This window comes from Paraburkholderia sp. BR10937 (assembly GCF_040965695.1).
Taxonomy (GTDB): Bacteria; Pseudomonadota; Gammaproteobacteria; order Burkholderiales; family Burkholderiaceae; genus Paraburkholderia.
The window spans coordinates 100,537-125,055 of record NZ_JBFRCL010000005.1 but is presented as its reverse complement, the minus strand read 5'-3'; the positions used below and the strand labels follow the sequence as shown (position 1 = coordinate 125,055).

At 65.2% G+C, this 24,519-nt stretch carries 22 protein-coding genes and 1 pseudogene; 9 read left to right on the top strand and 14 right to left on the bottom strand.

The genetic code is table 11. From position 1 onward, the window contains the following. The first annotated feature begins 1,058 nt into the window (after window positions 1-1,058). Entirely contained in the window at window positions 1,059-2,261 is a 1,203-nt protein-coding gene (locus AB4Y44_RS06270; RefSeq protein ID WP_368698999.1) for a DNA-binding protein, read from the top strand. A 65-nt stretch (window positions 2,262-2,326) separates the two neighbouring features. Here AB4Y44_RS06270 and AB4Y44_RS06265 read toward each other — a convergent pair whose 3' ends face one another. The 3 genes from AB4Y44_RS06265 to AB4Y44_RS06255 all read right to left on the bottom strand — a co-directional run bounded on the left by AB4Y44_RS06265 (window position 2,327) and on the right by AB4Y44_RS06255 (window position 4,584). Further along, window positions 2,327-3,319, bottom strand: a complete 993-nt coding sequence (locus AB4Y44_RS06265; protein ID WP_368698998.1) for a tyrosine-type recombinase/integrase — start codon at window positions 3,317-3,319, stop codon at window positions 2,327-2,329. Window positions 3,320-3,415: 96 nt separating this feature from the next. After that, window positions 3,416-3,823 carry a DUF2471 family protein gene (locus AB4Y44_RS06260; protein WP_342919140.1) on the bottom strand — a complete coding sequence of 136 codons (408 nt, stop codon included), beginning with the start codon at window positions 3,821-3,823 and terminating at the stop codon, window positions 3,416-3,418. A 98-nt stretch (window positions 3,824-3,921) separates the two neighbouring features. Then, a complete protein-coding gene (locus AB4Y44_RS06255) occupies window positions 3,922-4,584 on the bottom strand; it encodes a helix-turn-helix domain-containing protein (RefSeq protein ID WP_368698997.1) in 663 nt (220 codons plus the stop codon). A 139-nt stretch (window positions 4,585-4,723) separates the two neighbouring features. On the opposite strand from AB4Y44_RS06255, the gene AB4Y44_RS06250 reads away from it, so the two are divergent. Next, a complete protein-coding gene (locus AB4Y44_RS06250) occupies window positions 4,724-5,923 on the top strand; it encodes a glycine C-acetyltransferase (protein WP_368698996.1) in 1,200 nt (399 codons plus the stop codon). Window positions 5,924-5,940: 17 nt separating this feature from the next. Beyond that, window positions 5,941-6,972: an L-threonine 3-dehydrogenase gene (gene tdh, locus AB4Y44_RS06245; protein ID WP_368698995.1), complete on the top strand. Its 1,032-nt coding sequence runs from the start codon at window positions 5,941-5,943 to the stop codon at window positions 6,970-6,972. Window positions 6,973-6,998: 26 nt separating this feature from the next. Here tdh and AB4Y44_RS06240 read toward each other — a convergent pair whose 3' ends face one another. After that, the gene (locus AB4Y44_RS06240; RefSeq protein WP_342919144.1) at window positions 6,999-7,676 is read right to left on the bottom strand and encodes a YceI family protein; all 678 of its coding nucleotides are present in this window, start codon (window positions 7,674-7,676) and stop codon (window positions 6,999-7,001) included. A 201-nt stretch (window positions 7,677-7,877) separates the two neighbouring features. On the opposite strand from AB4Y44_RS06240, the gene AB4Y44_RS06235 reads away from it, so the two are divergent. From AB4Y44_RS06235 to AB4Y44_RS06210, 6 genes and pseudogenes are all read left to right on the top strand, one after another. Beyond that, window positions 7,878-8,702 (top strand): AraC family transcriptional regulator, encoded by an 825-nt coding sequence (locus AB4Y44_RS06235; RefSeq protein ID WP_368698994.1) that lies wholly within the window; start codon window positions 7,878-7,880, stop codon window positions 8,700-8,702. Window positions 8,703-8,792: 90 nt separating this feature from the next. Beyond that, window positions 8,793-9,767: a DMT family transporter gene (locus AB4Y44_RS06230; RefSeq protein WP_368698993.1), complete on the top strand. Its 975-nt coding sequence runs from the start codon at window positions 8,793-8,795 to the stop codon at window positions 9,765-9,767. A gap of 98 nt (window positions 9,768-9,865) precedes the next feature. Then, window positions 9,866-10,588 (top strand): TetR/AcrR family transcriptional regulator, encoded by a 723-nt coding sequence (locus tag AB4Y44_RS06225; RefSeq protein WP_368698992.1) that lies wholly within the window; start codon window positions 9,866-9,868, stop codon window positions 10,586-10,588. Beyond that, window positions 10,581-11,060, top strand: a complete 480-nt coding sequence (locus AB4Y44_RS06220; RefSeq protein WP_342919148.1) for a nuclear transport factor 2 family protein — start codon at window positions 10,581-10,583, stop codon at window positions 11,058-11,060. The genes AB4Y44_RS06225 and AB4Y44_RS06220 overlap by 8 nt, the downstream gene beginning before the upstream one ends. Before the next feature lie 295 nt (window positions 11,061-11,355). Further along, window positions 11,356-11,833 (top strand): annotated as a pseudogene (locus AB4Y44_RS06215) (hypothetical protein). 153 nt (window positions 11,834-11,986) lie between these two features. After that, window positions 11,987-12,601 carry a thioredoxin fold domain-containing protein gene (locus tag AB4Y44_RS06210; protein WP_342919150.1) on the top strand — a complete coding sequence of 205 codons (615 nt, stop codon included), beginning with the start codon at window positions 11,987-11,989 and terminating at the stop codon, window positions 12,599-12,601. Window positions 12,602-12,727: 126 nt separating this feature from the next. Here the strand turns inward: AB4Y44_RS06210 and AB4Y44_RS06205 are convergent, their stop codons facing one another. The 10 genes from AB4Y44_RS06205 to AB4Y44_RS06160 all read right to left on the bottom strand — a co-directional run bounded on the left by AB4Y44_RS06205 (window position 12,728) and on the right by AB4Y44_RS06160 (window position 24,173). Further along, window positions 12,728-13,621 carry a DUF1571 domain-containing protein gene (locus tag AB4Y44_RS06205; RefSeq protein ID WP_368698991.1) on the bottom strand — a complete coding sequence of 298 codons (894 nt, stop codon included), beginning with the start codon at window positions 13,619-13,621 and terminating at the stop codon, window positions 12,728-12,730. A gap of 112 nt (window positions 13,622-13,733) precedes the next feature. Continuing rightward, window positions 13,734-14,780 carry an alpha/beta fold hydrolase gene (locus AB4Y44_RS06200; protein ID WP_368698990.1) on the bottom strand — a complete coding sequence of 349 codons (1,047 nt, stop codon included), beginning with the start codon at window positions 14,778-14,780 and terminating at the stop codon, window positions 13,734-13,736. Further along, window positions 14,777-15,667: an alpha/beta fold hydrolase gene (locus AB4Y44_RS06195; protein ID WP_368698989.1), complete on the bottom strand. Its 891-nt coding sequence runs from the start codon at window positions 15,665-15,667 to the stop codon at window positions 14,777-14,779. Before AB4Y44_RS06195 ends, AB4Y44_RS06200 begins: the two co-directional genes overlap by 4 nt. An 8-nt stretch (window positions 15,668-15,675) precedes the next feature. Beyond that, a complete protein-coding gene (locus tag AB4Y44_RS06190; RefSeq protein WP_368698988.1) occupies window positions 15,676-16,575 on the bottom strand; it encodes a metal-dependent hydrolase in 900 nt (299 codons plus the stop codon). A 32-nt stretch (window positions 16,576-16,607) separates the two neighbouring features. Next, window positions 16,608-17,492: an SDR family NAD(P)-dependent oxidoreductase gene (locus tag AB4Y44_RS06185; protein ID WP_368698987.1), complete on the bottom strand. Its 885-nt coding sequence runs from the start codon at window positions 17,490-17,492 to the stop codon at window positions 16,608-16,610. Between the two features lie 32 nt (window positions 17,493-17,524). Further along, window positions 17,525-19,069: a flavin-containing monooxygenase gene (locus AB4Y44_RS06180; RefSeq protein ID WP_368698986.1), complete on the bottom strand. Its 1,545-nt coding sequence runs from the start codon at window positions 19,067-19,069 to the stop codon at window positions 17,525-17,527. Window positions 19,070-19,283: 214 nt separating this feature from the next. Then, a complete protein-coding gene (locus AB4Y44_RS06175) occupies window positions 19,284-20,228 on the bottom strand; it encodes a MerR family transcriptional regulator (RefSeq protein ID WP_342919157.1) in 945 nt (314 codons plus the stop codon). A 133-nt stretch (window positions 20,229-20,361) separates the two neighbouring features. Next, complete coding sequence (locus AB4Y44_RS06170; protein WP_342919158.1) at window positions 20,362-21,186, bottom strand: OmpW family outer membrane protein; 825 nt, start codon at window positions 21,184-21,186, stop codon at window positions 20,362-20,364. Window positions 21,187-21,391: 205 nt separating this feature from the next. Continuing rightward, window positions 21,392-22,657, bottom strand: a complete 1,266-nt coding sequence (locus tag AB4Y44_RS06165; protein ID WP_342919159.1) for a DUF2957 domain-containing protein — start codon at window positions 22,655-22,657, stop codon at window positions 21,392-21,394. Window positions 22,658-22,763: 106 nt separating this feature from the next. Continuing rightward, a complete protein-coding gene (locus AB4Y44_RS06160; protein ID WP_342919160.1) occupies window positions 22,764-24,173 on the bottom strand; it encodes a DUF2957 domain-containing protein in 1,410 nt (469 codons plus the stop codon). Window positions 24,174-24,519 lie beyond the last annotated feature (346 nt).

Genomic DNA, 24,519 nt, shown 5'->3' with positions numbered 1-24,519 from the left:
CAACCGAGAGCGAGATCATCCGCGAACCCGTAATCTCGGCGTCTGCAGCGCAGTGAACACCAACTTTCTCCCGAATCTACTCACCTTCGGCAGGAAATGTGCCAAAAAGCGCCCCCGAAAAGCCTCACCTTATCCCTCCTGGCGCCAACGGACGCCTCTGGTTTCGCGGCACTGCGACAATCTCCCGAAAATCCTCACCTTATGTCGCGAAAAGTCTTCGCGAACGTCCTGCGGGCAGCTGGCAGATCCGCGCGGCTCGCGTGCAAGCCCCCGAAAAAGCTCACCTCCGGACCCCGAAAGCGCCCATTTCGCCCGATTTCGCGCGTCGGCTCCCGAAAAACTTCACCTTCGATCCGCATTTTTTCCCGATCCTTCTCACCCCACGCGTTTTAGCCCCTCGATTTAGCCGAAAAATGGCGCCAATCGCCGCTCCCGAATCCGCTCACCGTTGCATTTCCCGTAACATCCAGGCCAGGCCCGGCCATACGTGATCCGCCCGGTCGTCGCTTCCCGTATCGCCTCACCTTTGCCGGGTAGTCAAGAATCCCCCCGCTCCTGAACCCGCTCACGTCCTCTCCTGCAGCGGCTCACCGGCGTTCCCGAAGCCCGCCACCCATCTGTCCCGCAGGCGCTCACCCAGGGTCCCGTAAAGCTTCACCTGATCGGCCGGAAAGTCCCGCCAGGTAAGGATTTGCCGTGGCGTTAACGTTTTTAACCGGTATCAAGGGTGTTTACTTTTATATCTCTCAAGCAAGAATCCCCCCGCGAGCTACCCGAGATATCCACATCCCAAACCAGACACCGCGCCAGATCCTCGAGGCCGCTCGCGTGAAACAACGGATCGCAGTAGAATCAAGCGAGAAATTCGCGCGTTTACAAGGGCTTATGAAATAAAGTTCGATTTGTTTCACGGAAGTCCCACGCTGATTGCCTCTCGCGACGAGATAAAGGCCCTATGAGCGCCATTTTGCCATCCCCGGCAATCTCGAGATTCAAAAACGTAGCAAATAGAACGTAATTTGTTATTATTCGTCCACTCCCCTGCCGAGAAGACGAATATGCGAGACCAGGACCGCCAGACTATCCGCGAAGAAATCGAGCATTTGCGCAAAAACGGAGCACGCAGGCAGGAACTGTCCTTACACGCCTGCAAACGCTTGTTCTTCGATTTCGAGATCAAGCCTTCGATGGCTGCTGTCCGTGAGCTGACCCAAACCGGAAGCGCCAGCGACATCCCCAAGGACATCGAGCTTTTCTGGCAGCGCATTCGCGCGACTTCCAAAGTGCGTGTCGGCGCGGGAGCCATTCCCCCCGCGCTGGAAGAGCGCGCCGGCGAGTTGCTGGGCGCGCTTTTCGAGGAAGCGCTCGCGGTCGCGGGCGAAGCCCTGCAGGCGGAACGCACGGAATTCGAAGCCAGCCGCCTCAATGCCGAGCAGGCGACCCGGGAGGCTGAGGCCCGTCGGTCAGCCGCCGATGAGATGCTGCAACGCAGCGAAGCGCGCGTGGAAGCTGCCTATGAGCGGGTGCGCGAACTCGAAAGCCAGCTCGCCGCGGCATCCGCCCAGGGCGTCGCGGCACATGGCAACCGCGAAGTGCTGGTACAGCGTCTGGAGATGGAAAACGACGCCCTGCGCAAACGGGTTGAGGCGGAGCAGACCACCAATGCGGGGTTGCGCGATCGCATCGACGGCTTGCACGAGGAAATGCGCAAGAGCACCGAGCACTACGCGCAGCAGATCAAGGACGCGCTCGCCGAGGCCGAACGGCGCGTCAAGCCGATGCTGGTCGAACTGGATTCGTTGCGTACGATGTCGTCGACGTGGCAGGCGGCCCAGCGCGATGCCAGCAAGAAGGAATTCGATTTCATCCAGCAACTGGCGACGGCGAAGGCCCGCGCCGACCGGCTCGATGCGGTGCTGCGCGAACGCTCCGACGAAGTGGACGTGCTCACCCGCCAGGTCACGGCATTGCGCGGACAGCAGGAACTCGACACCTCGGTCGCGTCCTTGCTGTGTTCACTCGCCGCCGCGGGCCGGCTGCGCGCGACCGAACTGGCGAACCTCGGCACCGTGGTCGATGGTCACGTCGCCTTGCCCGCGCGTTGTCCTAACTGTCACGAAGGGGAACCGGAGTTGTCCGAAGTGGACGAGGGTTTCGAATTCACGTGCCCGGAGTGCGAGCACACCTCGGGAACGGGGGCGTCGAAGCTCGCGGCGTACGCGCGCTTCATGGCCGGCAAGCATTCGCACGAACAGGCTTGACGTGAGCTTTTACGGGAGGCGCGCACGCGCCTCTCAAATGCCCAATCGCCGGCCGAAGCGGCGTTTCACGCTTCGTCCCCTTGCGTAGAGATGTGCTGGGACGCCTCGCGTTCCGCCCACGTTTTCCATGCGCGATGGAGCCGCCCTGCGGAGATCGGCTGCAGGAAGCCGAGCCACTGCCCTACCTGATCGGTATCGACGCCGCGCTCGAACAGGTCCGCCGCGAACGTGTTGCGCAAGGTTTGTGGACTCGCGCGTTCGGCGCGCGTTTCCGCCACGCCCGCCGCTTCCATCAATGCGTCGATGGCGCGCAGTACCGTGGCCTTGTGCATGGGGCGCCCCGAGGGCGAGCCCGGAAACACCAGCTGTCCCGGCAGTCCAGCCAGGCGGCGCGCTTCGAGCCAGGCGCCGAGCACGTCGACGGCGAACGGCGTCAGTCGCGTGACGCGCGTGAACGCCGGGTTGGCGGCTTCGATCGTGACCCACTCCGAGCCGATCGCCACGCAATCGAGCGTGAGCGCGATTGCGTCTCCCGTTTTCAATCCGCCGCCTAGAAAGATGGCAACGAGCGCGCGGTCGCGGCGTTCGCGCCATCGTTTCGCAGCCGATGGCTCGACGAGCGGCGAGAACAACTGGCCGATGATCGCGGCGCGCTCGGCGGGCGCAAGGAAGCCGGTCGGTTCGTTTTCGCGCGCGTTGCGCCATGCGGCTTCGCCGTCCTGGGCGATGAAGCGCGCCGGATTCGTCGAGGCGAGTTCGATTTCGCGCACGTGATCGAGCACGCGCTCGATGAGCCGCAGGTAGCGAAGCCGTTGCGGCTTCTTCACGTCGAGGCTCGCGACGAATTCGGCGACCGTGCCGGTATCCACGGTCATGATCGTCTTGCGCTTGAGTGCGAGCCATTCGAGAAAGCGTCCCCATTGCACGCGATAGACCTCGGCGGAGGAACGGCGCAAGTCCTGTGAGGCGAGCCAGGCATCGAACGCGGCGACAGGGTCGCGCTGCCAGTCTTGGCGTTGCTGGTCGAAGAGGTCGCGTGAGGAAGTGGAGGACGCCATCTCTATCATTCCGTTAGTTGCGTTACAGGACCATTATAGCGATAGAGCGATCATGGCCGCCGCTATTGTTCCGTGCGATGCCTCGCCGCCCTGCGATCAGCCACCCCAGGCCCTCGCACGCCGCACAGCGTCGTGGCGTCTTGCCTGCCGGCGCGATTCTTCCGCGCCTTGCGCGGCGCGTTCGTAGGCCGACACGGCGAACGCGAATACAGCCGGCAGCGCGTTGGATTGTCCGAAGTCGACGGTCTCGTCCGTTTCCGGCCACGCGAGGTCGCCCGGCCGCTGAAAGAGGCCCAGCATGAGGGCGTCGTGGCGGCTGGCGAAGCCGAGATCCGCGAGGGCTTCGGCCTCGATGGCATGCAGCAGGCGCCAGGTGAGCGGCACCTGCCGCGCGATATAGCGCTGCGCGATGTTGCGGACGATGTGTTCGAGGTCGCGCGCGGCGGCCTGAAAGCGCAAGGCCGCCAGAGCGGACTCGCGCGGCAGTTCGGTTGGGAGGGACATCGACGGCTCCAGTCGGACTTTCACTGTATAAATATACAGTAGTCAGGCCGATCGCGCAGCCTCATCCGTTCGGTCAGGACGAGTGGTGAAGCGCACACTCAGCCGTGGATTACCACCAGCAGCGCGCGCGCCTCGCCCTTGCCGATGTTGCGGATCGCATGCGGCCGATCGGCGATGTAGCGCGCCGTTTCCGCGGCCTTCAGACGCTGTGCCGCGCCGGCCGCCTCCACCTCGATGCTTCCCTGCAGCACTGTGAGATGCTCGCGCGTGCCCGGTTCGTGCGCCGCCGAAACCAGCGCCCCGCCCGGCTTGAGCGTCAGTTCATACCATTCGAAGTGGCCGGCCAGCTCGATGGGCCCCCACACGCGCAGCTGGTAACCCGCGTCGTGGCCGTGCAGCGTCGGGATGTCGTGCGGCCCGGCCACGGCGATCGCTTCGGGCGCCTTCGGGGCGGCGAACAGCGAATCGAGTTTGACGCCTAGCGCGTTCGTGAGCCGCCAGGCCACGGCAATGGTCGGGTTCGCCTTGTCGCGCTCGATTTCCGATAGCATGGATTTTGAGACGCCCGCGGCGCGCGACAGGTCGTCGAGCGTCATCTTGCGCTCGGTGCGCAGCCGCTGGATCTGTTCGCCCACGCGCGGCGGCGTGGTGGCGGGTATGGCGGATGCAGGCAGTACGTTGGTTGGAGCCGACGCAGCCGACGCCGGTGCGTCAGGAACAGCGCCCGCTGGGGCGGTTCGCGGTTTGCGGGTGCTTGCCATTCACGGCCTCATCGATTAGAGTGCGTTCGACATATCGAACTTAGGTTCGAAATAAAGGAAATTTTCGCCAACGGCTGACGGCGACTATAGCACCGCAGCAGAACTGCGGCAGGCCGCCGCGATGTGAGGAGCACGATTCATGCGTACCCCGTATCTCGACCACTTGCGCGCGACGCTCGACCAGATCCGCGCCGACGGTTTCTACAAGAACGAGCGCGTGATCGCCACGCCGCAGTCGGCCGATATCCGGCTCGCAGACGGCAGCGACGTGCTCAACTTCTGCGCGAACAACTACCTCGGCCTCGCCAATGACGCGCGGCTCATCGCCGCCGCGCAGGACGGCCTCGCGCGCGACGGTTTCGGCATGGCGTCCGTGCGGTTCATCTGCGGCACGCAAACCGTGCACAAGCAGCTCGAAAGCGCGCTCGCCACGTTTTTGCAAACCGAAGACTGCATTCTCTATTCCAGCTGTTTCGACGCGAACGGCGGCCTCTTCGAAACGCTGCTTGGCGAAGAAGACGCCATCATCAGCGACGAACTCAATCACGCGAGCATTATCGACGGCGTGCGTCTTTCGAAGGCGCGCCGCTATCGCTACAAGAACAACGATCTTTCGGATCTCGAAGCAAAGCTGAAAGAAGCGGACGAAGCCGGCGCACGTTACAAGCTGATCGCCACCGACGGCGTGTTCTCGATGGACGGTATCATCGCCGACCTCAAGGGCATCTGCGATCTCGCGGACCGCTACGACGCGCTCGTGATGGTCGATGACTCGCACGCGGTGGGCTTCATCGGCGAGCACGGGCTCGGCACGCCCGAGCACTGCGGCGTCCTGCAGCGCGTGGACATCATTACCGGCACGCTCGGCAAGGCGCTGGGCGGCGCGTCGGGCGGCTATATCGCTGCGAAGCAGGAAGTCGTCGACTTGCTGCGCCAGCGCTCGCGCCCCTATCTTTTCTCGAACACGCTGACGCCGAGCATCGCGGCCGCAACGCTTGCGGTGCTCGAACTGATCGCAAGCGACGAAGGCGCGCAACTGCGCCGCCGGGTGCGCGAGAACGGCGCGCAGTTCCGCCGCGAAATGAGCGCGCTCGGCTTCACGCTCGTGCCCGGCGAGCACCCGATCATTCCGGTGATGCTCGGCGACGCCCAGGTCGCCTCGAAAATGGCAGACGCGCTCCTGCACGAGGGCGTCTACGTCATCGGCTTTTCGTATCCCGTCGTGCCCAAGGGCCGCGCGCGCATTCGCACGCAGATGAGCGCCGCCCACACGTCCGCGCAGATCGGGCGCGCCGTCGAGGCGTTTGCACGCGTCGGCAGGCAGCTCGGCGTGATTTAACAAGGATTGCGAATCAAATGAAGGCACTCGCCAAACTCGAACGCGCGCCCGGACTCACGCTCACGCGCGTGAAGAAGCCCGAAGTCGGCCACAACGACGTGATGATCAAGATCCGCAAGACCGCGATCTGCGGCACGGACATCCACATCTGGAAATGGGACGACTGGGCGCAGAAGACCATTCCGGTGCCGATGCACGTGGGCCACGAATACGTGGGCGAGATCGTCGAGATGGGCCAGGAGGTGCGCGGCTTCCAGATTGGCGACCGCGTGTCGGGCGAAGGGCATATCACCTGCGGCTTTTGCCGCAACTGCCGCGCGGGGCGGCGCCACCTGTGCCGCAATACCACGGGCGTGGGCGTGAATCGAGAAGGCGCGTTCGCCGAATACCTCGTGATTCCGGCCTTCAACGCGTTCAAGATTCCGCCCGAGATCTCCGACGAGCTCGCCGCGATCTTCGATCCGTTCGGCAATGCCACGCACACAGCGCTGTCGTTCAACCTCGTGGGCGAGGACGTGCTGATCACGGGCGCGGGGCCAATCGGCATCATGGCCGTGGCGATCGCGAAGCACGTGGGCGCGCGCAACGTCGTCATCACGGACGTCAACGACTACCGGCTCGAGCTTGCGCGCAAGATGGGCGCGACGCGCGCCGTGAACGTGGCGCACGAGTCGCTGCGCGATGTGATGAACGAACTGCACATGACCGAAGGCTTCGACGTGGGCCTCGAAATGTCGGGCGTGCCGAGCGCGTTCACGGCGCTGCTCGAATCGATGAACCACGGCGGCAAGGTGGCGCTGCTCGGCATTCCGCCCGCGCAAACCGCCATCGACTGGAACCAGGTCATCTTCAAGGGGCTGGAAATCAAGGGCATTTACGGCCGCGAGATGTTCGAGACCTGGTACAAGATGGTCGCAATGCTGCAGAGCGGGCTCGATCTCTCGCCCATCATCACGCACCGCTTCAACGTGGACGACTACGAGAAGGGCTTCGCGGCGATGCTCTCGGGCGAGAGCGGCAAGGTCATTCTCGACTGGACCACGGCCTGATCGCGCATTGATTTGGTGAGTGGCTTTTACGATGCTGCGCCCGGCGCCGGCTGCTCGAATTCGGCCTCGATGCGCACGTCGATCTCGTCGCCCACGGCCGGATACCAACTCGTCAATCCGAACGCCGAGCGCTTGAAGTGGCCCGACGCGGTGAAGCCGAGCGTGGGCTGCTTCGTGAGCGGATTCGGCGCGTAGCCGTTCAAGGTGACGTCGAGCGTGACTGGTTGCGTCACGCCGCGGATCGTGAGATTGCCGGTGAGCGTGCCGCGCCCCTCACCCGTGCGCTCGAAGTGCGTACTCGTGAAGCGGATCTGCGCATAGCGCTCTACATCGAGCATCTGCGGCCCTTTCACCATGGTGTCGAGTGCGCCGACGTTGGTGTCGAGGCTCGTGGCGTCGATGCTCGCGTCGACCGTGGCCGCTTCGAGGCCGCCGGCCTGCCAGTCGAGCGTCGCCTGTGCGCGGTCGAAGCGCATGACGAAGCGCGTGTAGTGGAAGTGATCGACGTCGAACACGACGCTCCAGTGATGCGCGTCCATCACGTAATGTCCCGCCGGCACGTCGGTTTCCGTGCGGCTCACGCTGTGCGTGACGACGCGCAGCGGCGTGCACGCGGCGAGACTCGCTGCGCACAGCGCCACGCAGAAGGCGCGGCGCGAGCCGCGAACGAGAGGCGCAAGCGTTACCAGCGGCCGGTCTTTCATCTCATCTCCCTTTGACTCGCCGACACCCGTAAGGACGTTTGGCGACGTGCGTTTCTTCCATCCAGTTCGCGAAGCATAACGCGACGGGGCCGGATCACGGCGAACCGCGCAGTTCATCGTCCAGGTCACGCGCACATTGCGCGCCGCGCGAAACTCGGGTCTCATACGCCGATTGGAGCCCGAACGAGCGGAGAGCCGAGCATGCCAGCCACGAATCACGCCGTGTGTTTTCACGCCACGCTCGTGCGCGACGTCGACGCGATGACGGCCGCCACGGCGCGCGCGTTCGGGCGTCACACGCACGACCAGTACGGCATTGGCGTGATCGATCGCGGTGGCCATGTTTCGCTGAGCGATGCGGGCCAGGTCGAGGCCGTGCCGGGCGACCTCATCCTCGTCAACCCGGGCGAGGTGCACGACGGCCGCCCGCTCGACGCCGCCGGGCGCACGTGGCGCATGCTCTATTTCGAGCCGCGCTGGGTCGACGCGCTGCAAGCCGACATCACGCAAGGTGACGATGCAGCGTTTGCGCTGCACGCGCCGGTGATCAGCGAACCGCGTTTGCGCGCGCTGTTCGATGCGGCGTTCACCCACGTAACCAACCAGAGCAGCGACCTCTCGCAGATGGCCTTCGACACCGCTGCGCTCGAGGTGATGACGCGGCTCGTCGAGGCGCTCGGCCACCGGCGAGTGCTCGCGCAGTGCGCACCCACGTCGCTTGCGCGCGTGCGCGACATGATCGACACCGATCCGGCCCAGCCGTTCTCACTCGCCGAACTCGCACAGGCGGCGGGGCTGAGCCGCTTCCAGCTCCATCGCGGCTTCCTGCGTGCGTTCGGTGTCGCGCCGCACGGCTACATCCTGCATCGCCGCGTGGCGCTCGCGCGGCGCCTGCTCAAGGCGGGCCATGCCCCGGCGCAGACCGCGCTGGCCGCCGGTTTCTGCGACCAGAGTCACCTCAACCGCGCGTTCGCGCGGCAGTTCGGCGTATCGCCGGGGCGTTACCGGCTCGCGCGCGCGGCATGAGTCGCACGCGCGTCACGCGCTGACGCACAACGATCCAAGACGGCGCGTCGTGGTGAGCCTATACAGGCGTATCACCACGAGGAGCGCTCCATGTCGAACCGATTGCCGTCGCGCGAAAACGCGCGGCGCTTGACCCTCTCCCCCCGATCCGTCGCGCAGGCGCAATTGACGGCGGCCATGCTCACCGTCGGCAGCACGGTCATCGCGAGCAAGGCCATTGGTGCCGGGCTCGATCCGCTGCCTGCCACCGCGCTGCGCTTCGGGATGGCGTTGCCGGTCTTTCTGCTGCTCATGCGTGTCACCGGTACGGCGTTTCCGCGTCCCGGCCTGCGCGACGCGCTGTTGCTCGTCTCACAGGCTGCGATCGGCAGCGTCGGCTATACAGTCTTGCTGATCGCGGGCACGCAGTGTACTTCGGCGAGCGATGCCGGCATCATCCTCGGCACGCTACCGGCCGTCTGCGCGTTGACCGCGGCGCTGGTGCTCGGCGAGCGGCTGCGCGCAAGTACGCTCGTTTCGGTGACGATCGCGAGCCTCGGCGTGGCGCTGGTCACACTCGCGCCCGGCCAGCATCGCGATGGCGCGCGCTCTCTCACGGGCGACGCGATGATCCTCGGTGCGGTCGTGTGCGAAAGCCTGTTCGTCCTGCTGAACAAACGGCTCTCGCAACCGTGGCCGCCCCTTGCGCAGGCGAGCGCGATGACGGGAATCGGCTTCGTCGTAGCGGGCTTGTGCGCGCTGCCCGGCTGGTTTGGTGCGGCTCACACCGTGCCATTGAACGCCTTGCTTGGCGTGGCGTATTACGCACTCGTGCCGACCGTTGCCGGATTCTGGCTGTGGTATGCGGGTGCGGCGCGCGTTCCGGGCGGCGACGCCGCAGTCTTTACCGCGGTGGCGCCCGTTTCGAGCGTGGCGCTGGCCACGGTGCTGCTCGGCGAGCCGCTTGCGCTCCCGCGCGTACTGGGCCTCACCCTGGTCGTGGCGGCCGTGTTCGCGGTTTCTGGACGCAAGCTTTGGTGTCGCCTAAGCGCGCAGCGCGGCGCGCGCGACAGCAAAGTGTCTTGACTTCAGAGAATGATCGTTCTACATTGCGGACTGGGAGAACGATCATTCTCCCGCTGATCTTCGCCACCCAGCCGCAATCGCACTGAACGAGACTAGCCATGAGCCCGTCCGCTGTAACGAACCCCGAAGCGAACGCAGAAGCGCCGCAGGCCGACGCGCGCGAGCGCCTGCTCGAAGCCGCCGAGGCGCTGATCTACGCGGGCGGCATTCACGCAACGGGCGTCGATGCGATCGTTCGCGCGGCGGGTGCGGCGCGCAAGAGCTTCTACACGTATTTCGCATCGAAGGACGCGCTCGTCGCGGCTGCGCTTTCGCGGCGCGACGAGCGCTGGATGCGCTGGTTCATCGCCGGCACGCGCGCGCGCGGACGCACGCCGCAGGCACGTCTTGTCGGCATGTTCGACGTATTGCGCGAGTGGTTCACGTCCGAAGGCTTTCACGGTTGCGCGTTTCTCAACGCCGCGGGCGAGATCGCGGCGCCCGACGACCCCGTGCGCGTGGTCGCGCGCGAACACAAGGAGCGTCTGCTCGACTTCGTGCGCGAACAGAGCGAGGCGTGGGCCGCGAGCGTTGGCGTCGATCGCCGGGTCGCCTCCCGCCTCGCGCGGCAATGGCTGATCCTGATCGACGGCGCGATCGGCGTGGCGCTCGTCAGCGGCGACGCCGATGCGGCGCTCGACGCACGCGCGGCAGGCAGATCGTTGCTCGACACCCTCGCACCGAAAAGCGGTTCCGATTCCCCAAGCCAATCGCAAAACCGATCCCCATTGCGCGCACCGTCCCGGCGCGCCATCCAACGCAAGGAGCAAGACCATGAGTGATTCGCCCGAAGTGCGTCCGCCGCTGCCGCCGTTCACGCGCGAGAGCGCCATGCAGAAAGTGCGCGCCGCGGAAGACGGCTGGAACACGCGCGACCCGCAACGCGTTTCGCTTGCGTACACGCCGCAAAGCGTGTGGCGCAATCGCGCCGAGTTCGTGACGGGCCGCGAGGCCATCGTCGAACTTCTCACGCGCAAGTGGGCGCGCGAACTCGACTATCGCCTGATCAAGGAGCTGTGGGCGTACACCAACAATCGCATCGCGGTGCGATTCGCCTATGAGTGGCACGACGATTCGGGCAGCTGGTTTCGCTCGTATGGCAACGAAAACTGGGAATTCGACGCAAACGGCCTGATGGCGCACCGCCACGCATCGATCAACGACCTGCCGATCCGCGAGGCGGATCGTCTCTATCACTGGCCGCTCGGGCGCCGTCCCGACGATCATCCGGGCCTCTCCGAGCTCGGCCTCTGACGCTTCGCGTTCATCGGGACGACTCGCTACGCTGGCACCATGCCAGCGACGAGCGAGTTGCCCGATCCGAGCCTGGACTCCATTGCGCACGCATCGGGTTGCGGTACAGTTCGTCATTCACCGCGAACCAGCAATCAGAAAACAGGCGATCCCCGGGTGGATCGGCGCAAGAACGGACGGAGAGCCCATGCGGTTTTGGCAGAAGCAAGGTGGCGCAACAACCATAACGACAACGAACGCGACAACGCGAGCGAACACGCAATCGAAGAGAACGAAACGCGGCGCGGCGGCTGCCCTGCTGCTCCTGCCGCTGCTGCTGTTCGGCACGGCGCAGCCGGCGCACGCGGCGAACTGGTGTAGTTCGGGACTGTGGGTCGATGCGATGGTGGGCTCGTACCACATCCATCCCGACAAGGACTTCGAACAATTCAACCCGGGCCTCGGCATCGAATGCTGGCCCGGCGATACGTGGGCGCTCACGGCTGGCGGCTTTCGCAACTCCTTGCGTCGGCCCTCTTATTATGGCGGCGCAGTGTGGGCGCCCGAGTTTCTGCACTGGGGCTTCGTGCGGCTCGCGGCGATGGGCGGCATCATCTCCGGCTACAACCTATGGCAACTGGGGTCTTGGCCACGACCATACGATCGGGCCCGTGGTCGCGCCGATCGTGATGGTCGCGTACAAGCGCGTGGGCGTGAATTTCATCGTCATTCCGCCGATACCGTCTGACGATCTGCCGTTTACCATCGGGTTTCAGTTGCGGTTCAAATTTTAGGGGCCAACGTCCTCCCGCAAACTCTCACCCTTGCTGCTCACCTGACGCTTCTGCCATATTGGCGTCAGTGACGTGCCACGGCCCGACCCTAAGATACGAGCCTTCGCTTCACAGGCGCGCGACGTGACGCGCTATCCAAGCCAGAGGAAAAGAATGAAGAAGTTCACACGCATGCTGATCGCCGCAGGCGCACTGGCCATGAGCGCCAGCGCCATCGCTGCCGCGCCGCCTGAGCCCACCTGGTTGCCTGCAACGGCGGCTGCAAGCCTGCAGAACGCGAGTGCGATCGTCGAAGGCGCGAATGGGTCGAACGTGAAGTCGACGCTTTATGTCTTTATGGACCCAAACTGTATTTACTGTCACCTCGTGTGGAAAGCGCTGCAACCGTATGAAGCGGTCGGCCTGCAGGTGCATTGGATTCCTATGGGCTTTCTGAAGCCCGATTCGGCGGGCAAGGCAGCCGCGCTGCTGGAGGCGAAAGACGGCGCCGCGCTGCTCAAGGAACTGGAAACGCACTACTCGGAGAAAGACGAATCGGGCGGCATTGCCCCGCTCGCGCACATTTCCGCCGCCGACAAGAACAAGCTCGACGACAACATCAAGCTCTTTCAGGACCTCGGTTTCGACGGTACGCCTACGCTTATTTATCAGGGCTCGGGTGGACGCTGGGCCAATGTCAGCGGCTTGCCGAAGCTGAACGACTTGCCGGGCATGCTGAATCTGCCGGCGCAACCGATCACCGACGCCGAGTTGCAGAAGTATCGTTGAGCACGCGGCGGTGAGTCATTCACCGCAACGTGAGTTCACCGATACAACGATAGGTGAGGAGTTCCAGGAGTCGAACGGCGTGCACTTCTCCCGAAAAGCCTCACCTTTTTCCTCGCGGACCAGGTTTCAGAACCTGTAATCGGGATTCTTCGGATCGAATGCTTCATCGTCGAAGGACTTCGGCGTGATGCTGTCGATGACGATTTTCTCGAACATCTGCCCGTCGTCGCCGTAGGCTTCGACGGTGCGGAAATACGGATGCCGCAGGTCCAACCCGAGCGTCTGCTTCTTCGCGTAGAACTGCGGCTTGCCGCTCGGCGAAACATAGGTGAGCGCCACCACGCGCACGCCGTCTATCGTTTTCACCTCGACTTGCGGCTTGTAGGACGCGCCCACTTCCACGTACTTCTCCGCGTCGGTCATGAACTGGCTCACGATGAATTCGGTGCCGAGATCCGTGATCTTGTGATTCGACTGCGAGCGCGCGAGCGTGCCGTCGAGCGCGGTCCACATCGGCATCACGCCGAGCAGGCCGCCGAGGTGCCCGTACATTTCGTCGCGGCGCTTCGACGCGTCGTAGATCACTTCCTCGCCCGAATGGTCGCTGTCGGGCAGCCATTTCGCGTAGATGCGCAGCGGCTCGTGCTCCAGCTTCACGAGCATGTGCGCGGGCTTCGCGGGCCACTTGCCGTTCAAGCGCTCCCAGCGCGACAGCACGAATTCGTATGAGGGATAGCCCGCCGGGCCGAGCTTGATGAGCGTGGGCACGACGAGCGGATCGAACGCCTCGAAGAGCCCGGTGAGCTGCTCGTCGTCCAGCTTCGTGAGCGCGTCGGTCTTCTGTGCGCGCTGCAACCAGCGCACCTGTTGATCGACGCTCAGTTTCGCGACTTCGCCGGCAGGCGTCGCGCTTTGCGATGCGTCGCTTGTTTGCGCGCCGTTGCCTTGCGCGAATGCCGTGCTGCTGGCGAGCGCAAGCGCCGCCCACGCGATGAACGTCCGCGCTTTCTGAATTTTCATTGCCTGTCTCCCTTGATGAATGCTTGCGGCCCGCGCGTTCGCACGCGGGCCGACGCATTTTTCGGCTTCGCGATTTCCTCGCCACGCAGCGCACGCCGCGTGGCGAGGCCGGCTAAGTCGCGGACGGATTGCCCAGCACGCCCGGTGCCGGCGTATCGATGTCCGTGCCCGGCTGATCTGCCTCGATCGCGCGCGCGTGGCCCGCGTGCACAGTGCCCGAGAGTGCGGAAAGCAGCCAGTCGTAGGTCGTGGACGGTGCGGTGACGGGCAGCATATGGCCGCCGCTCACCACCTTGAGCGTCACCTGGCTCGTGAGGCGGCTGAGCGCCTCGCCGTGTCGGGTCCAATTCAGCACGACGTCGTCGCGTCCAAACAAAACATCGACAGGAACACTCAGTTGTGCGTAGCGTTGCTCCATCTGCGCGAGATCGTCGGCATCTTCAATCGCGATGAGATCGGCCGAGGCGTGGTAGAAGCCGCTGGGCCGCAAGCTCAGCAGTCCGCCGCCGCGCGTCCGGAAATCGGCCGGTACGGCCTCGGGCGCGAACACCTGCTTGAGGACCGCGGAACTGGTCGCGAGGCCGATGGGCGTAGCGAACGTGCACGCCACGAAGCGGCGCACGGTGTTCGAGCGCAGCACGAGCGCGCGAAAGGCCTTGGGCACCGCGGTCTGCACGTGCGTGAGCGGGGCGATCAGCGCGAGCCGCGAAACGGCGTGCGGATGATCGAGCGCTACGGCCAGCGCGATCGCGCCGCCGAGCGAATGCCCGACGAGCACCGGCGATTCGAGGCCCAGCGCTTCGATGAAGCGCGCGACCGTGCGCGCCTGCGCGCGGATGGTCGCCGACGAGTGCGGCCCGCGTGTGGAGTAGCCGGAGCCTGGGCGGTCGATGAGTATCACGCGATGTTCGCGCGCGAGCGCCTGCATGGGCAGCCACGCGAAGTTGCGCATTTGTCCGCTCAGACCGTGAATGAAGACCATGGGCGGCCCGCTGCCGTATTCGACGTAGTGAATACGGTCGCCGTCGATGTCGATCAGTTGACCGTCCATCGGCACGGCGGCTTCGATGCGGCGCGTGGCGCGTCGCGAGAATGCCGCGAGCGCGGCGAGCGCAGCGCCGGCGGCAACGACCGCGGCAGGCAGGGCAAGTGGGTTCACTGGCGGTCCTCAGAGTGCAGGTTGGGTTCGAAGCCTTGTACGCCTGACGACGCGCACGTAGCAAAGCGCGTGAAGCGCGCCGCGATCTGCCTTGCCTCGCTCACCACGGCCCAATGCGGCGCGGCGATGATTTCGCGCTGATGTGCGTCGAGCCAGTGCTCGACGCCTTCGGACACGGCCGGGGTCACGTAGCGGTCGAAGCGCGGCACGATGAACTGCACCGGAATACGTGTGCGGCGCTCGCGCGGGCGCCGCGCACACGCGAGAAAATTCGCGCGATAGAGTTGCAGCCCGTTCAGCGCGTTGCGCAACTGCTGGGGATCGGGTTCGACGCGCACGCGCTCGGTCTTGCGCAGCCACCACGGCCACAACGCCGCGCCGCCGAGCCGCCAGGCGAGTTTGGGCACGAGCGGCAGATGAAAGAATGCGATGTACCACGACTTCAGCAATTGCGCGGGAACGCGCGGCTTGAGAAATACATGGTCGAGACAAGGACCGGAAATCGAGGTATACGAAACGATGCGCGAGGCGTTCGCCGGATCGGTCACGGCCTCCCAGCACTGGATCGACCCCCAGTCGTGCGCCAGCAGATGAAACGCGCGTGTGCCGCAAATGGCATTGGCGACCGCGAGCAGATCGCGCGCGAGTTGCGCGAGCGCGTAGCCAGACTGCGCACGCGGCGCTTCGGAAGCCCCCATGCCGCGCACGTCGTAGGCGATCACGCGAAAGCGCGTCTCCAGTTCGCTGCGCAACGCGCGCCAGATGCGCGCCGAGTCGGGGTAGCCGTGCACGAGCACGACGGGCGCCGCATCGGCGGGCCCGCTGACGTACACCGCGAGGCGCACGTCGTCGGACTGGACGAACACGGGTTCGGGCGCGCCGCGCATGCCCTGCCTCACACCGCGCGCGGCGTTGCCGCCGGATGCAGCGGCACGCGGCGCGGGGCGGCGCGCGAGGCGTACTGCGCGTTGGTCTCGTCGATCTGCGCAACGAGGCCGTCGATACGCGCGAGATGCCGCCGGTTGTCGTGATCCCACGGATGAAAGCCGGGCTTGAAAAAGCGCAGCCATTCGAGCGCGATGCCGGGAAACACGCCGTGACGCGGCCCGTAGAGAAACTTCACGAGCTTCCACATGCCGCGCACCTTGCCCTGGCGTCGGCGGTGCGCGCGCAGGAGCGCGAGATGATAGTCGAACACGATGAGCCAGAAGAGAACCGTGGTGGCGAGCATCGTACCGGTTCGCATGAGATAGCGCTTGACGCCTGGCTCGATCACGAGATTCCAGACATCGAACGAGACTGACTTGTGCTCGGTTTCCTCCAGCGCGTGCCAGAGCCACATCTGCTTGTACCCCGCCACCGAGCCTTCGATGCGCGTGCCCGTGTCGGCGAGCAGCAGGTCGGCGAGCATGGCCGTGTAGTGTTCGAGCGCCACAGTCTGCGCGAGTTGCAGCGAAGGCGGCAACACTTTGCGCGCGAAATTGAGGATGGCCCACAGGCGCTTGTCGAGCTTGTGCGCGGGCAAGCCAGCCGCCTGCAGCAAGTCGTTGTACTCGACGTGCTCGCGCGTGTGCATCGCTTCCTGACCGATGAAACCCATGACCTGCTTCTTGAGTTCGGGGTCCTCGATGCGGTCGCGATAATGCCGCACCGAATCCATGAAGAAGCGCTCGCCTGCGGGAAAGAGCAATGAAAGCGCGTTGAAGAAGTGAGTGACCGGCACGCCCTCGACGTGCCAGTCACACGCCCTCTCGGGCGGCAATGCGAAGCGGATGTCGCGACGTATCGGCATCATGTTATGGCTCCCTGTTGTGTGCCTGCTGTTGTTCATGGCGTGGCGGCCGACCCGCGCGCGGCGCGGCGGCGTGCCTTCGCGGCTTCGCGCCGCGCGCTCATCACGACCAGTGCCTGGTAAGCGGCGGGCAGCGTGCGCGCGAGCCAGTCCGCCGCACGCGCGTCGCGGCCGATTAGCACGCGCCGCGCGTTGCGCCTCACGCCGCTCAGGATGGCGCGGGCCGCGTCGTCGGCGGTGGTGATGAAAAACTTCTCGAAGTCGTCCTTGCCTTGCTGCTCGCTCGCTACCATGAAGCCCACCATGTTGGGCGCCATGCGGCTCGATTGCGCGATGTTCGTGCGGATGCCGCCCGGATGCACGCAGGTCGCGGACACGCCGCAGCGCATCATGTCGAGTTCCTGGCGCAGCGCTTCGGTGAAGCCGCGCACGGCGTATTTCGTCGCGTTGTAGCCGCTCATGCCTGGTTGTGCGAAAAGACCGAACACGCTCGACGTATTGACGATGTGTCCGTCGCCACTTGCCTTAAGATGCGGCAGAAATGCCTTCGTACCATGCACGACGCCCCAGAAGTTGATGTTCAAGATCCACTCGAGGTCGCTGTACGCCATACCTTCAACGGTGCTCGACAGCGCGACGCCCGCGTTGTTGAAGACGAGATTGACGCCGCCGTGCGTGGCCGCCGTCTCGTCGGCCCACACGAATACGGCGTCGCGCTCGCTCACGTCGAGCACGTGCGTGCTCACGCGCACCGAAGGGGCAAGCGCGCCCACGATGCGAGCGGTCTCCTCGAGCGCCGGGGCGTTCCGGTCGGCGAGCGCGAGATGGCAGCCGGCGCCGGCAAGCTGGAGCGCGAGCGCGCGGCCCATGCCCGAGCCGGCTCCGGTGACGGCGGCGACCTTGTTGTCAAAGCGTTTCATGGGCGGGCTCCGGGTGGGGCGATTGCGCCTGGTCAGGCGGCCTCGGTGGGTTGCGTGGCGACGGTGAGCGGCGCTTCGTGCTGCGCGGCATGCGGCGCGCGATAGACCTGGTAATCGGCGAGGGAGAAGTGCGCCGTGGCACGGCGAAAGCGCCAGGTGAAACCGGGCCACAGCGTCGTGTTCCTGCCGTTGCGCGGGTCGAGATACCAACTCCTGCAACCGCCCACCGACCAGATCGCGCGGCCAAGCTTGTTCTGGATGCGCTCGTTGTAGCGCGCTTCCACATAGGGCCGTACCTCGATCGAATCCGCGCCGTCGTCCTTCATGGCGGCGAGCGCGCCAAGCACGTACTCGATCTGCGATTCGATCATGAACACCATCGAGTTGTGGCCGAGGCCGGTGTTCGGGCCGACCAGCATGAAAAAGTTCGGATAACCAGGCAGGCTCGTGCCGAGGTAAGCATGAGCGCCGTCGCGCCAGGTCTCGACGATATCGATGCCGCCGCGGCCCACAATCGTGCCCGGTGGAAATGGGTCGGCCACCTGGAAGCCGGTGCCGTAGATCAGGCAATCGACCTCGTGATGCACGCCGTCGGCGGTCACGACGCCGGTGCGGTCCACCCGCTCGATCGCGTTCGTGACCACCTGCACGTTCTTGCGCGAGAGCGCCGGATAGTAGTCGTTCGAAATGAGCACGCGCTTGCAGCCGATCGTGTAGTCGGGCGTCACGACCGCGCGCAGTTCAGGATCGGGCACCTGGTGGCGGATATGGCGCAACGCGAGCTTCTGCACGTTCCTCATCAGCGCGGGATGCACCGCGAAGCCGAGCACGCGCGTCTCGAGCAACCAGTAGAGCCCTGCGCGCGCGAGTGCTTGCGTGAAGGGCAGCGTGCGGAACAGCCATTGTTCGAAGCCCGAAATGGCGCGGTCGGGCTTCGGCATGATCCACGGCGGCGTGCGCTGGAAGAGCGAGAGCCGCGCCACGCGCGGCGCGATCTGCGGCACGAACTGGATGGCGCTTGCGCCCGTGCCGATGACCGCGACGCGCTTGCCTTCGAGCGCATAGCCGTGGTCCCAGTGTTGCGAGTGGAAGGTCTTGCCCTCGAAGGTGTCGAGTCCCTCGATCGCCGGCAACGCGGGGCGCGAAAGGCCGCCCATGCCCGAGATCAGCACCCGCGCGGTGACGCGCCGGCCATTGGCGAACGCGAGGCGCCAGCAGTGCGCAGCCTCGTCCCATGTCGCGTTCGTGAGTGCGTGCCCGAAGTTGAGCCACGGAAAAAGCCGGAAGCGATCGACGCAGCGGTTCAAATAGGCGCGAATCTCGGGCTGCGGCGCGAACATGCGCGTCCAGCGTGGATTGGGCGCGAACGAAAACGAGTACACGTGCGATTGCACGTCGCAGGCGCAACCGGGGTAATGATTGTCGCGCCAGGTGCCGCCCACGGAGTCGGCCTTCTCGAACACCGCGAAGTCCTGGTTGCCGCTTTGCAGCAGGCGGATCGCCATGCCAAGGCCGGCAAAGCCAGTGCCGATGATGGCGATGCCGATCGCGTCGCCGTTACGGGCGGGTGCGTTCATCCGGAGCGTCTCCCTGTTGTCGATCCATTTATGACTGTGACATTGATGGATGTAAACATAGTGCGATCGACGCCAATGCGCAAGGAGCTAGACTCAGCGCTCTAGCACATGAACAAGCGGAGGGGCGTAACGGGGCGCGAGCGCGCGAAAGGCCACCTGGCGGGGCCTTTCACATGTTCGGCAAAGCAGAAACCAGCAGGGAGGGCGTGCGCGGTTAACGCTTCTTGAGCGCGGTTTTCTTCGCCGGGCGAGCCGGTTTTGCTGCCGCCGGCGCGCGCCCAGCGCTCTTGCGAGGCGCGGCTTTGGGCGCGCGCTTCTTCGCAGCGGCAGGAACGGAGGCAGCTGCCGGCGCGGCTTCGCTTGCGCGCTCGCGGCCGAGCGTCTTGTCGAGGATCGTGGCGACCCGGCCGCCCAGGTAGTCGCTCGACTGCGCTTCGAGCGCGCGCAGGATCTCGTGCTCGACGAACACCGTGGAAAGCGGTCGCAGCCGCCAGATCGCGTCGACGAGCGCGGGCATGTCCGTGGCGGGCGGCAGCGCGCCCCGATCGTAGCGGTCCAGATGGCGCACGACCATTTCCACCAGCACGCGCGCGATGGCGTCGAAATGCGGACGCGTTTCTTCGAGCACGTCGAGCAGCTCGCGCGCGGGAATGCCCTCGCGCACGGTTGCGGCCGCGGCGTCGAGCATGCCCGGATTGCGCGAGACGAACGACAGCCCCTGGCGTTCGAGCAGCCCAAGGTCCGCGAGGCGCGCAAGGCTGCTCGGCGCTTGCGGTCCGAACAGCTTGATGAGCTGCGGCAGCGAATAAGTTTTCGGCCGCGCGTGCGACCACGGACCGCCAATCGCATTCTCGAGGCCGAGGATCGAGCGCAGGTCGCCGCCGTCGTCGATCGCCAGGATGAGATCCTGAATGTTGGCGAGCGTGTAGCCGCGCGCGAGCAGATGGTGAATGAGCTTGAGCCGCGCAACGTGCGAGTCGTTGTAAATGCCGACGCGCCCGCGCTTCTCGGGCGGCATGAGCAGGTCGCGGTCCTGATAGGCGCGCACGTTGCGCACCGTCGTGCCCGCCACGCGAGCGAGTTCGTCGACGGTGTATTCGCTGTCGGTGACGCGCTCCGGCGCGGTATCGGTCACGGGGGCTTTGGGCGTTTTCGGCATGCAGCGATTTTAGCGCGAGCGGCCCGGCCCACGCGAGCGCGCCTGGGTCCACGCTCAGGTCCGTGCCTCGCCGTGGCCTTTCTCGCCCTTTCGCGCAGGCGCCGCCTCACCATTGCGCCGGCCCGGTGCGCCCCTAGAAGCGGTAAGAGAGCGCAAGGAACGAGATGATCGGATCGGCCTTGAGGTCGGCCCGGCTCACGCCGAGCTCGCTGCCGTCCGCGGCCTTGACGATCACCGAGGACGTCGTCTTCAGTGGAATATAGGTGACCGACGCAACGATCCCCAGATGCTTCGTGACGTTGTAGGTCGCCCCGAGATTGAAAACCGGCGACCACGACGACGACGCCTTCGCGCTGATCTGCGTTTGCCCAGCCTTGCCCGCGCCCGCCGCGAGCACGGAGCCGAGATCGTCCTGGGTGGCCTTCACGAAGTTCGGATTGAGCTGGATATCCGAGAACCAGTTGTACGACACGCCGATACCGAGGAACGGGCGGAATTTCGCATCGGCGTCGCGAAAGTAATACTGGAAGATCAGCGCGGGGCTCCATTGGCGCACGCTGCCGACAATGGGGTTCGTCGCCGGGTCGCTGAGATTCTGGCTGCCGAGCGCGCCTGCCGGGCCCGGCGGCTTGATCGTGCCATGACCATAGAGCTTGAAGGTGGGCGGCACGCCCGCCACCGAGGTAATCGCGATATGGTCCGTGAAGAAGTGGCTGATGACGAGGCCGACCGTATCCGCATTCGATGCCGAAAGCCCCGTGCCCGCCGAAGTGAACGAACTAGGCAGCCGCAGCGGCGTGTTGATCGGCACGGGTGCGACGTCCGTGGTGAGCGGCGTGCTCGAATTCTGCGTCGTGACGTGAAACCAGCCGAGTGCGACGACGTTGTCGCCGGCGTGCTGTGCATACGCACTCGCCGTCAGCCCGGCGCTCAGCGCCGCCACTGCCATGCGTTTCATGATGTCCCTCCCAGGTGCGGGTGTGCCTTACCCGCGCGCGGCGGCGCGACGCATGCTTCGGGATGCCCGGCCTGCGTCGTCCGCTTTTGCTGCGCGCGCCTTTGTGGTCCGGCCGCCGCCGCGTTGCGCGACGACCGGGAGTGGCCACCTCGTGAGTGGCGCGGTTCGCCGCGCCGCTATTGTTCGAAGAATCGCTTCGTGATCCTTACTGAACGAACGCGCCGGCCGTGAAGTACGGGTCCGATGGCGTCGTCATGTCGAGGTAGCCGAACACGCCGCCCGTGAAGATCATCTTGCCGGTGGGTGTCGCGCCAGTGGAGGCGCCCACGTGCGTGGTCGTCACCGTGCCCGGTACGGTCTGGGCGAAGTTCAGATCGAGGGCGGTGGCGAGCGCGGCCTGCGAGGCGTTGAACGGATCGAGCAGCGTGGCCTGCGTGCCTTCCAGCGCGAGCGTGCGATAGTCGAACTGGCTGTCCACGCCGATGTATTCGCCGTTCTGCGAGCCCTGCGCAATGGCCGTTTGCGGCGCGAGCACGGAGATGCCCGATTCGTCGTCGGCCACCGGGCCGGTGGCGCCGCTCTGCGGATCGATGCCGACCTGCGGATACGCCACGCCGGTGCGCACGAGCACGGGCACGAGCTGGCCGCGCAGCTTGCCGACGATCATGAAGCCCTTGCCGGCCGGCTCCGTAGTGACGAGCGTCGGCTTGACCTGCCCCTGGAAGTGATCGGTTTCGAACGCGCCGCTGCCATCGGCCGACTGCGCGAAGTTGGTGCCGGGCTGCTGGCATTTGCCGGCGTTCACGCCCGTGTTGTCGCATTCGGTCCAGGTGCCGTCGGCGTTGATCGAGATCTTCGCGTCAACCGCAGCGGGCTGGAAATTCTGCGAAGGCACCTGGTGATAGCCGAGCTGGCTGTACGTGCCGGCGACGTTCGCGAGATTCGTTTCGATCGCGGAGAAGCCGATGAACGGGTAGTACGGGAACGTCGTGTCCGGCACGACGCCAATACCGCCCGAGCCCTTGTACGCGATCTCGGCACCCGGAATCGTGCCGCCGGCCACGCCTTCGCCGATGAAGACGCGCGCCGGGCGGTTGGGATCGAGACTCGCGCCATTGAGGCGGAACGCGCACTGGTTGAGCTTCGCCGTGGGGAGGCCGGTTTCCGCCGTCAGCGTGCCGGTGGCGATCTGGCCTTTGCGCGTGGGCGTCACCGTGCCGGTGGTCTGCGGGATCGGCGATTCGACGTAAGTGATCTGCCAGGTCATCTTGGCCGTGTCGAGCTGCAGCTTGACGAGTTCGCCGTCGCCGCCACCACCGGTGTACACCGTGTTGTAGTCGAGCGAGGTGGGGCAAAGCGCTGCTTCCACGAGCGGAGGGCTACTGCTGCTGCCGTTGCCGCCACCGCATGCGCTCAGCGCTGCAATCATCGGTGCGGCAATCGAGAGCGCCGCGAAAAATTTCCAGTTCATACCGCGTCTCCAGAGTCTTGTTGTTGGCGAGAGCGCCTTGCCTGTCATTCGTAGTGCGAAATTAAGGCGGTCGTAACAGATCGGACTGTCGCGACCGCCTGATGGACTACTCTGGCTGGATCAGTGCACCGACACCGAAGTAAGGCTGATTGGGCGTGGCGCCGTTCGCCGAACTGGCCGTGACGCCGCCGTTTTCCTCGCCGTCGATGAAGATGCCGTAAAGGCCGCCCACCGCAATCAGATTGCCCGCCTTGCCCTGGCTATCGGTCACGCCGATCAGGCCGGGGTGCGTCTGCGTGTAGTCGAGCGTGAACTGGCTCTGCGTCGTCATCGTCGAGGGCTTGAGGAAGCCGGCCTGCTGGCCGTTGATGAGCGTCGCCGTGTAGGCGAAGTTCGAGTCCGCGCCGATGTAGCTGCCGTCGAACGCGCCCGACGCAAGCGTCGTGGCGGGCGCGAGCAGGGCGATGCCTGACTCGTCGTCCACGGCGATCTGGTTGCTCAGGCTGATGGTTTCGTTCACGTAGCCGGTGCGTACGACCACGGGCACGATGGCCCCGTTGAGCTTGCCGAGGATCAGGTGCCCGGCGCCGCCCTGGCGGCTCACGATGACGTTGTTGCCGAGATTCAAGGGGAACGGCAACGGCGTGGGCGTCTCGATCTGCGGTGCGTCGGCGCTGTCGAAATAGCTGCCGCTCGTGCTCGCCGTCCATGCATTCGCGGCGGTTGCGCAGTTCGTGTTGGTCGCGCCGCCGGGCGCGCTGCAATTGCCGCTGGCGTCGTACTGCTCCTGCGTCACCTTCGCCGCCGGCGCAAAACTGCTGGAAGGCAGGATGTGATAGAGCAGCGCGTTATACGAGCCCTTGAGATCGGCGAGGCTCGTGCTCACCGACGAAAAGCCGATGAACGGATAGAAGTCGAACGTGCGCGGCGCGACGCCGCTGAAGAGCAGATTCGCGGTGCTGTCGCCGTCGATGTTCACGGTCGCGCCCGGAATACCGCCGCCCGCCACGCCAAAGCCAACATAGATCGTGGGCGGATTGTTGGTGTTGTACGCCGTGGTGTAGGTGCTGCCGTTGATCGTTCCCGTGCCCGCCTGAAGCTGGAACGCACACGTGATCTGCGCGGCGGTTGGCAGCGAGCCCGCGGGCGGATGCTGCACGGCGCCCGTGATGGTGAGGCCCGCACGCGTGTTTTGCACCGAACTCGCCGCCACGGGAATGGGCGAGGCGAGGAACGTGAGCTTGTACGTCATCTTCGTCGGGTCGATGTTCAGGCTCACGACCTCGCCACTGCCTGCACCGCCCAGATACGTGTTCGCCGCGATGTCCGCCGCGGCGGGACACAACGCCGTGGCGGTCGGTGCGCTGCTGGGCGGACCCTGGTTCGCGCATGACGAACCCGAGCATTGCGCCGGGGTGATGGGTGCCGGATTACTGGCGGTACCTCCGCCGCAGGCGACCAGCAAAGGGGTCGCGGCCGCGGCCAGCATCAAGCTGCTGCGGACAATGCTCTCCATGATTTGTCTGCCTCCCTGTGTCGTATTTATGCGCAGAAGATTGGATCATGACATTGGCCACTGTCAATTGAACGAACCGTCTAAAACGCGTGACGAGGTCGCTCTTGCTTGTTGTTTCGCGGTTTGCGCACGCAACAACCGGGGTTTTTCCCGAGGCCGCAATGCACGCGCCGTGCGCCTATGCGCAATTGGCGTGCCTGAAACGCCTCGTTGACATGTCATCGCGATTCGTTGCGTGCGCGACGGTCGCTGAAAGGCAGGGGAAAGCCGAGGATGGAATCACGTTAGCCGCATAATTGATTCGGATTACAGATTAATATGCACGTGCTGTCTGATGGTGAGGATA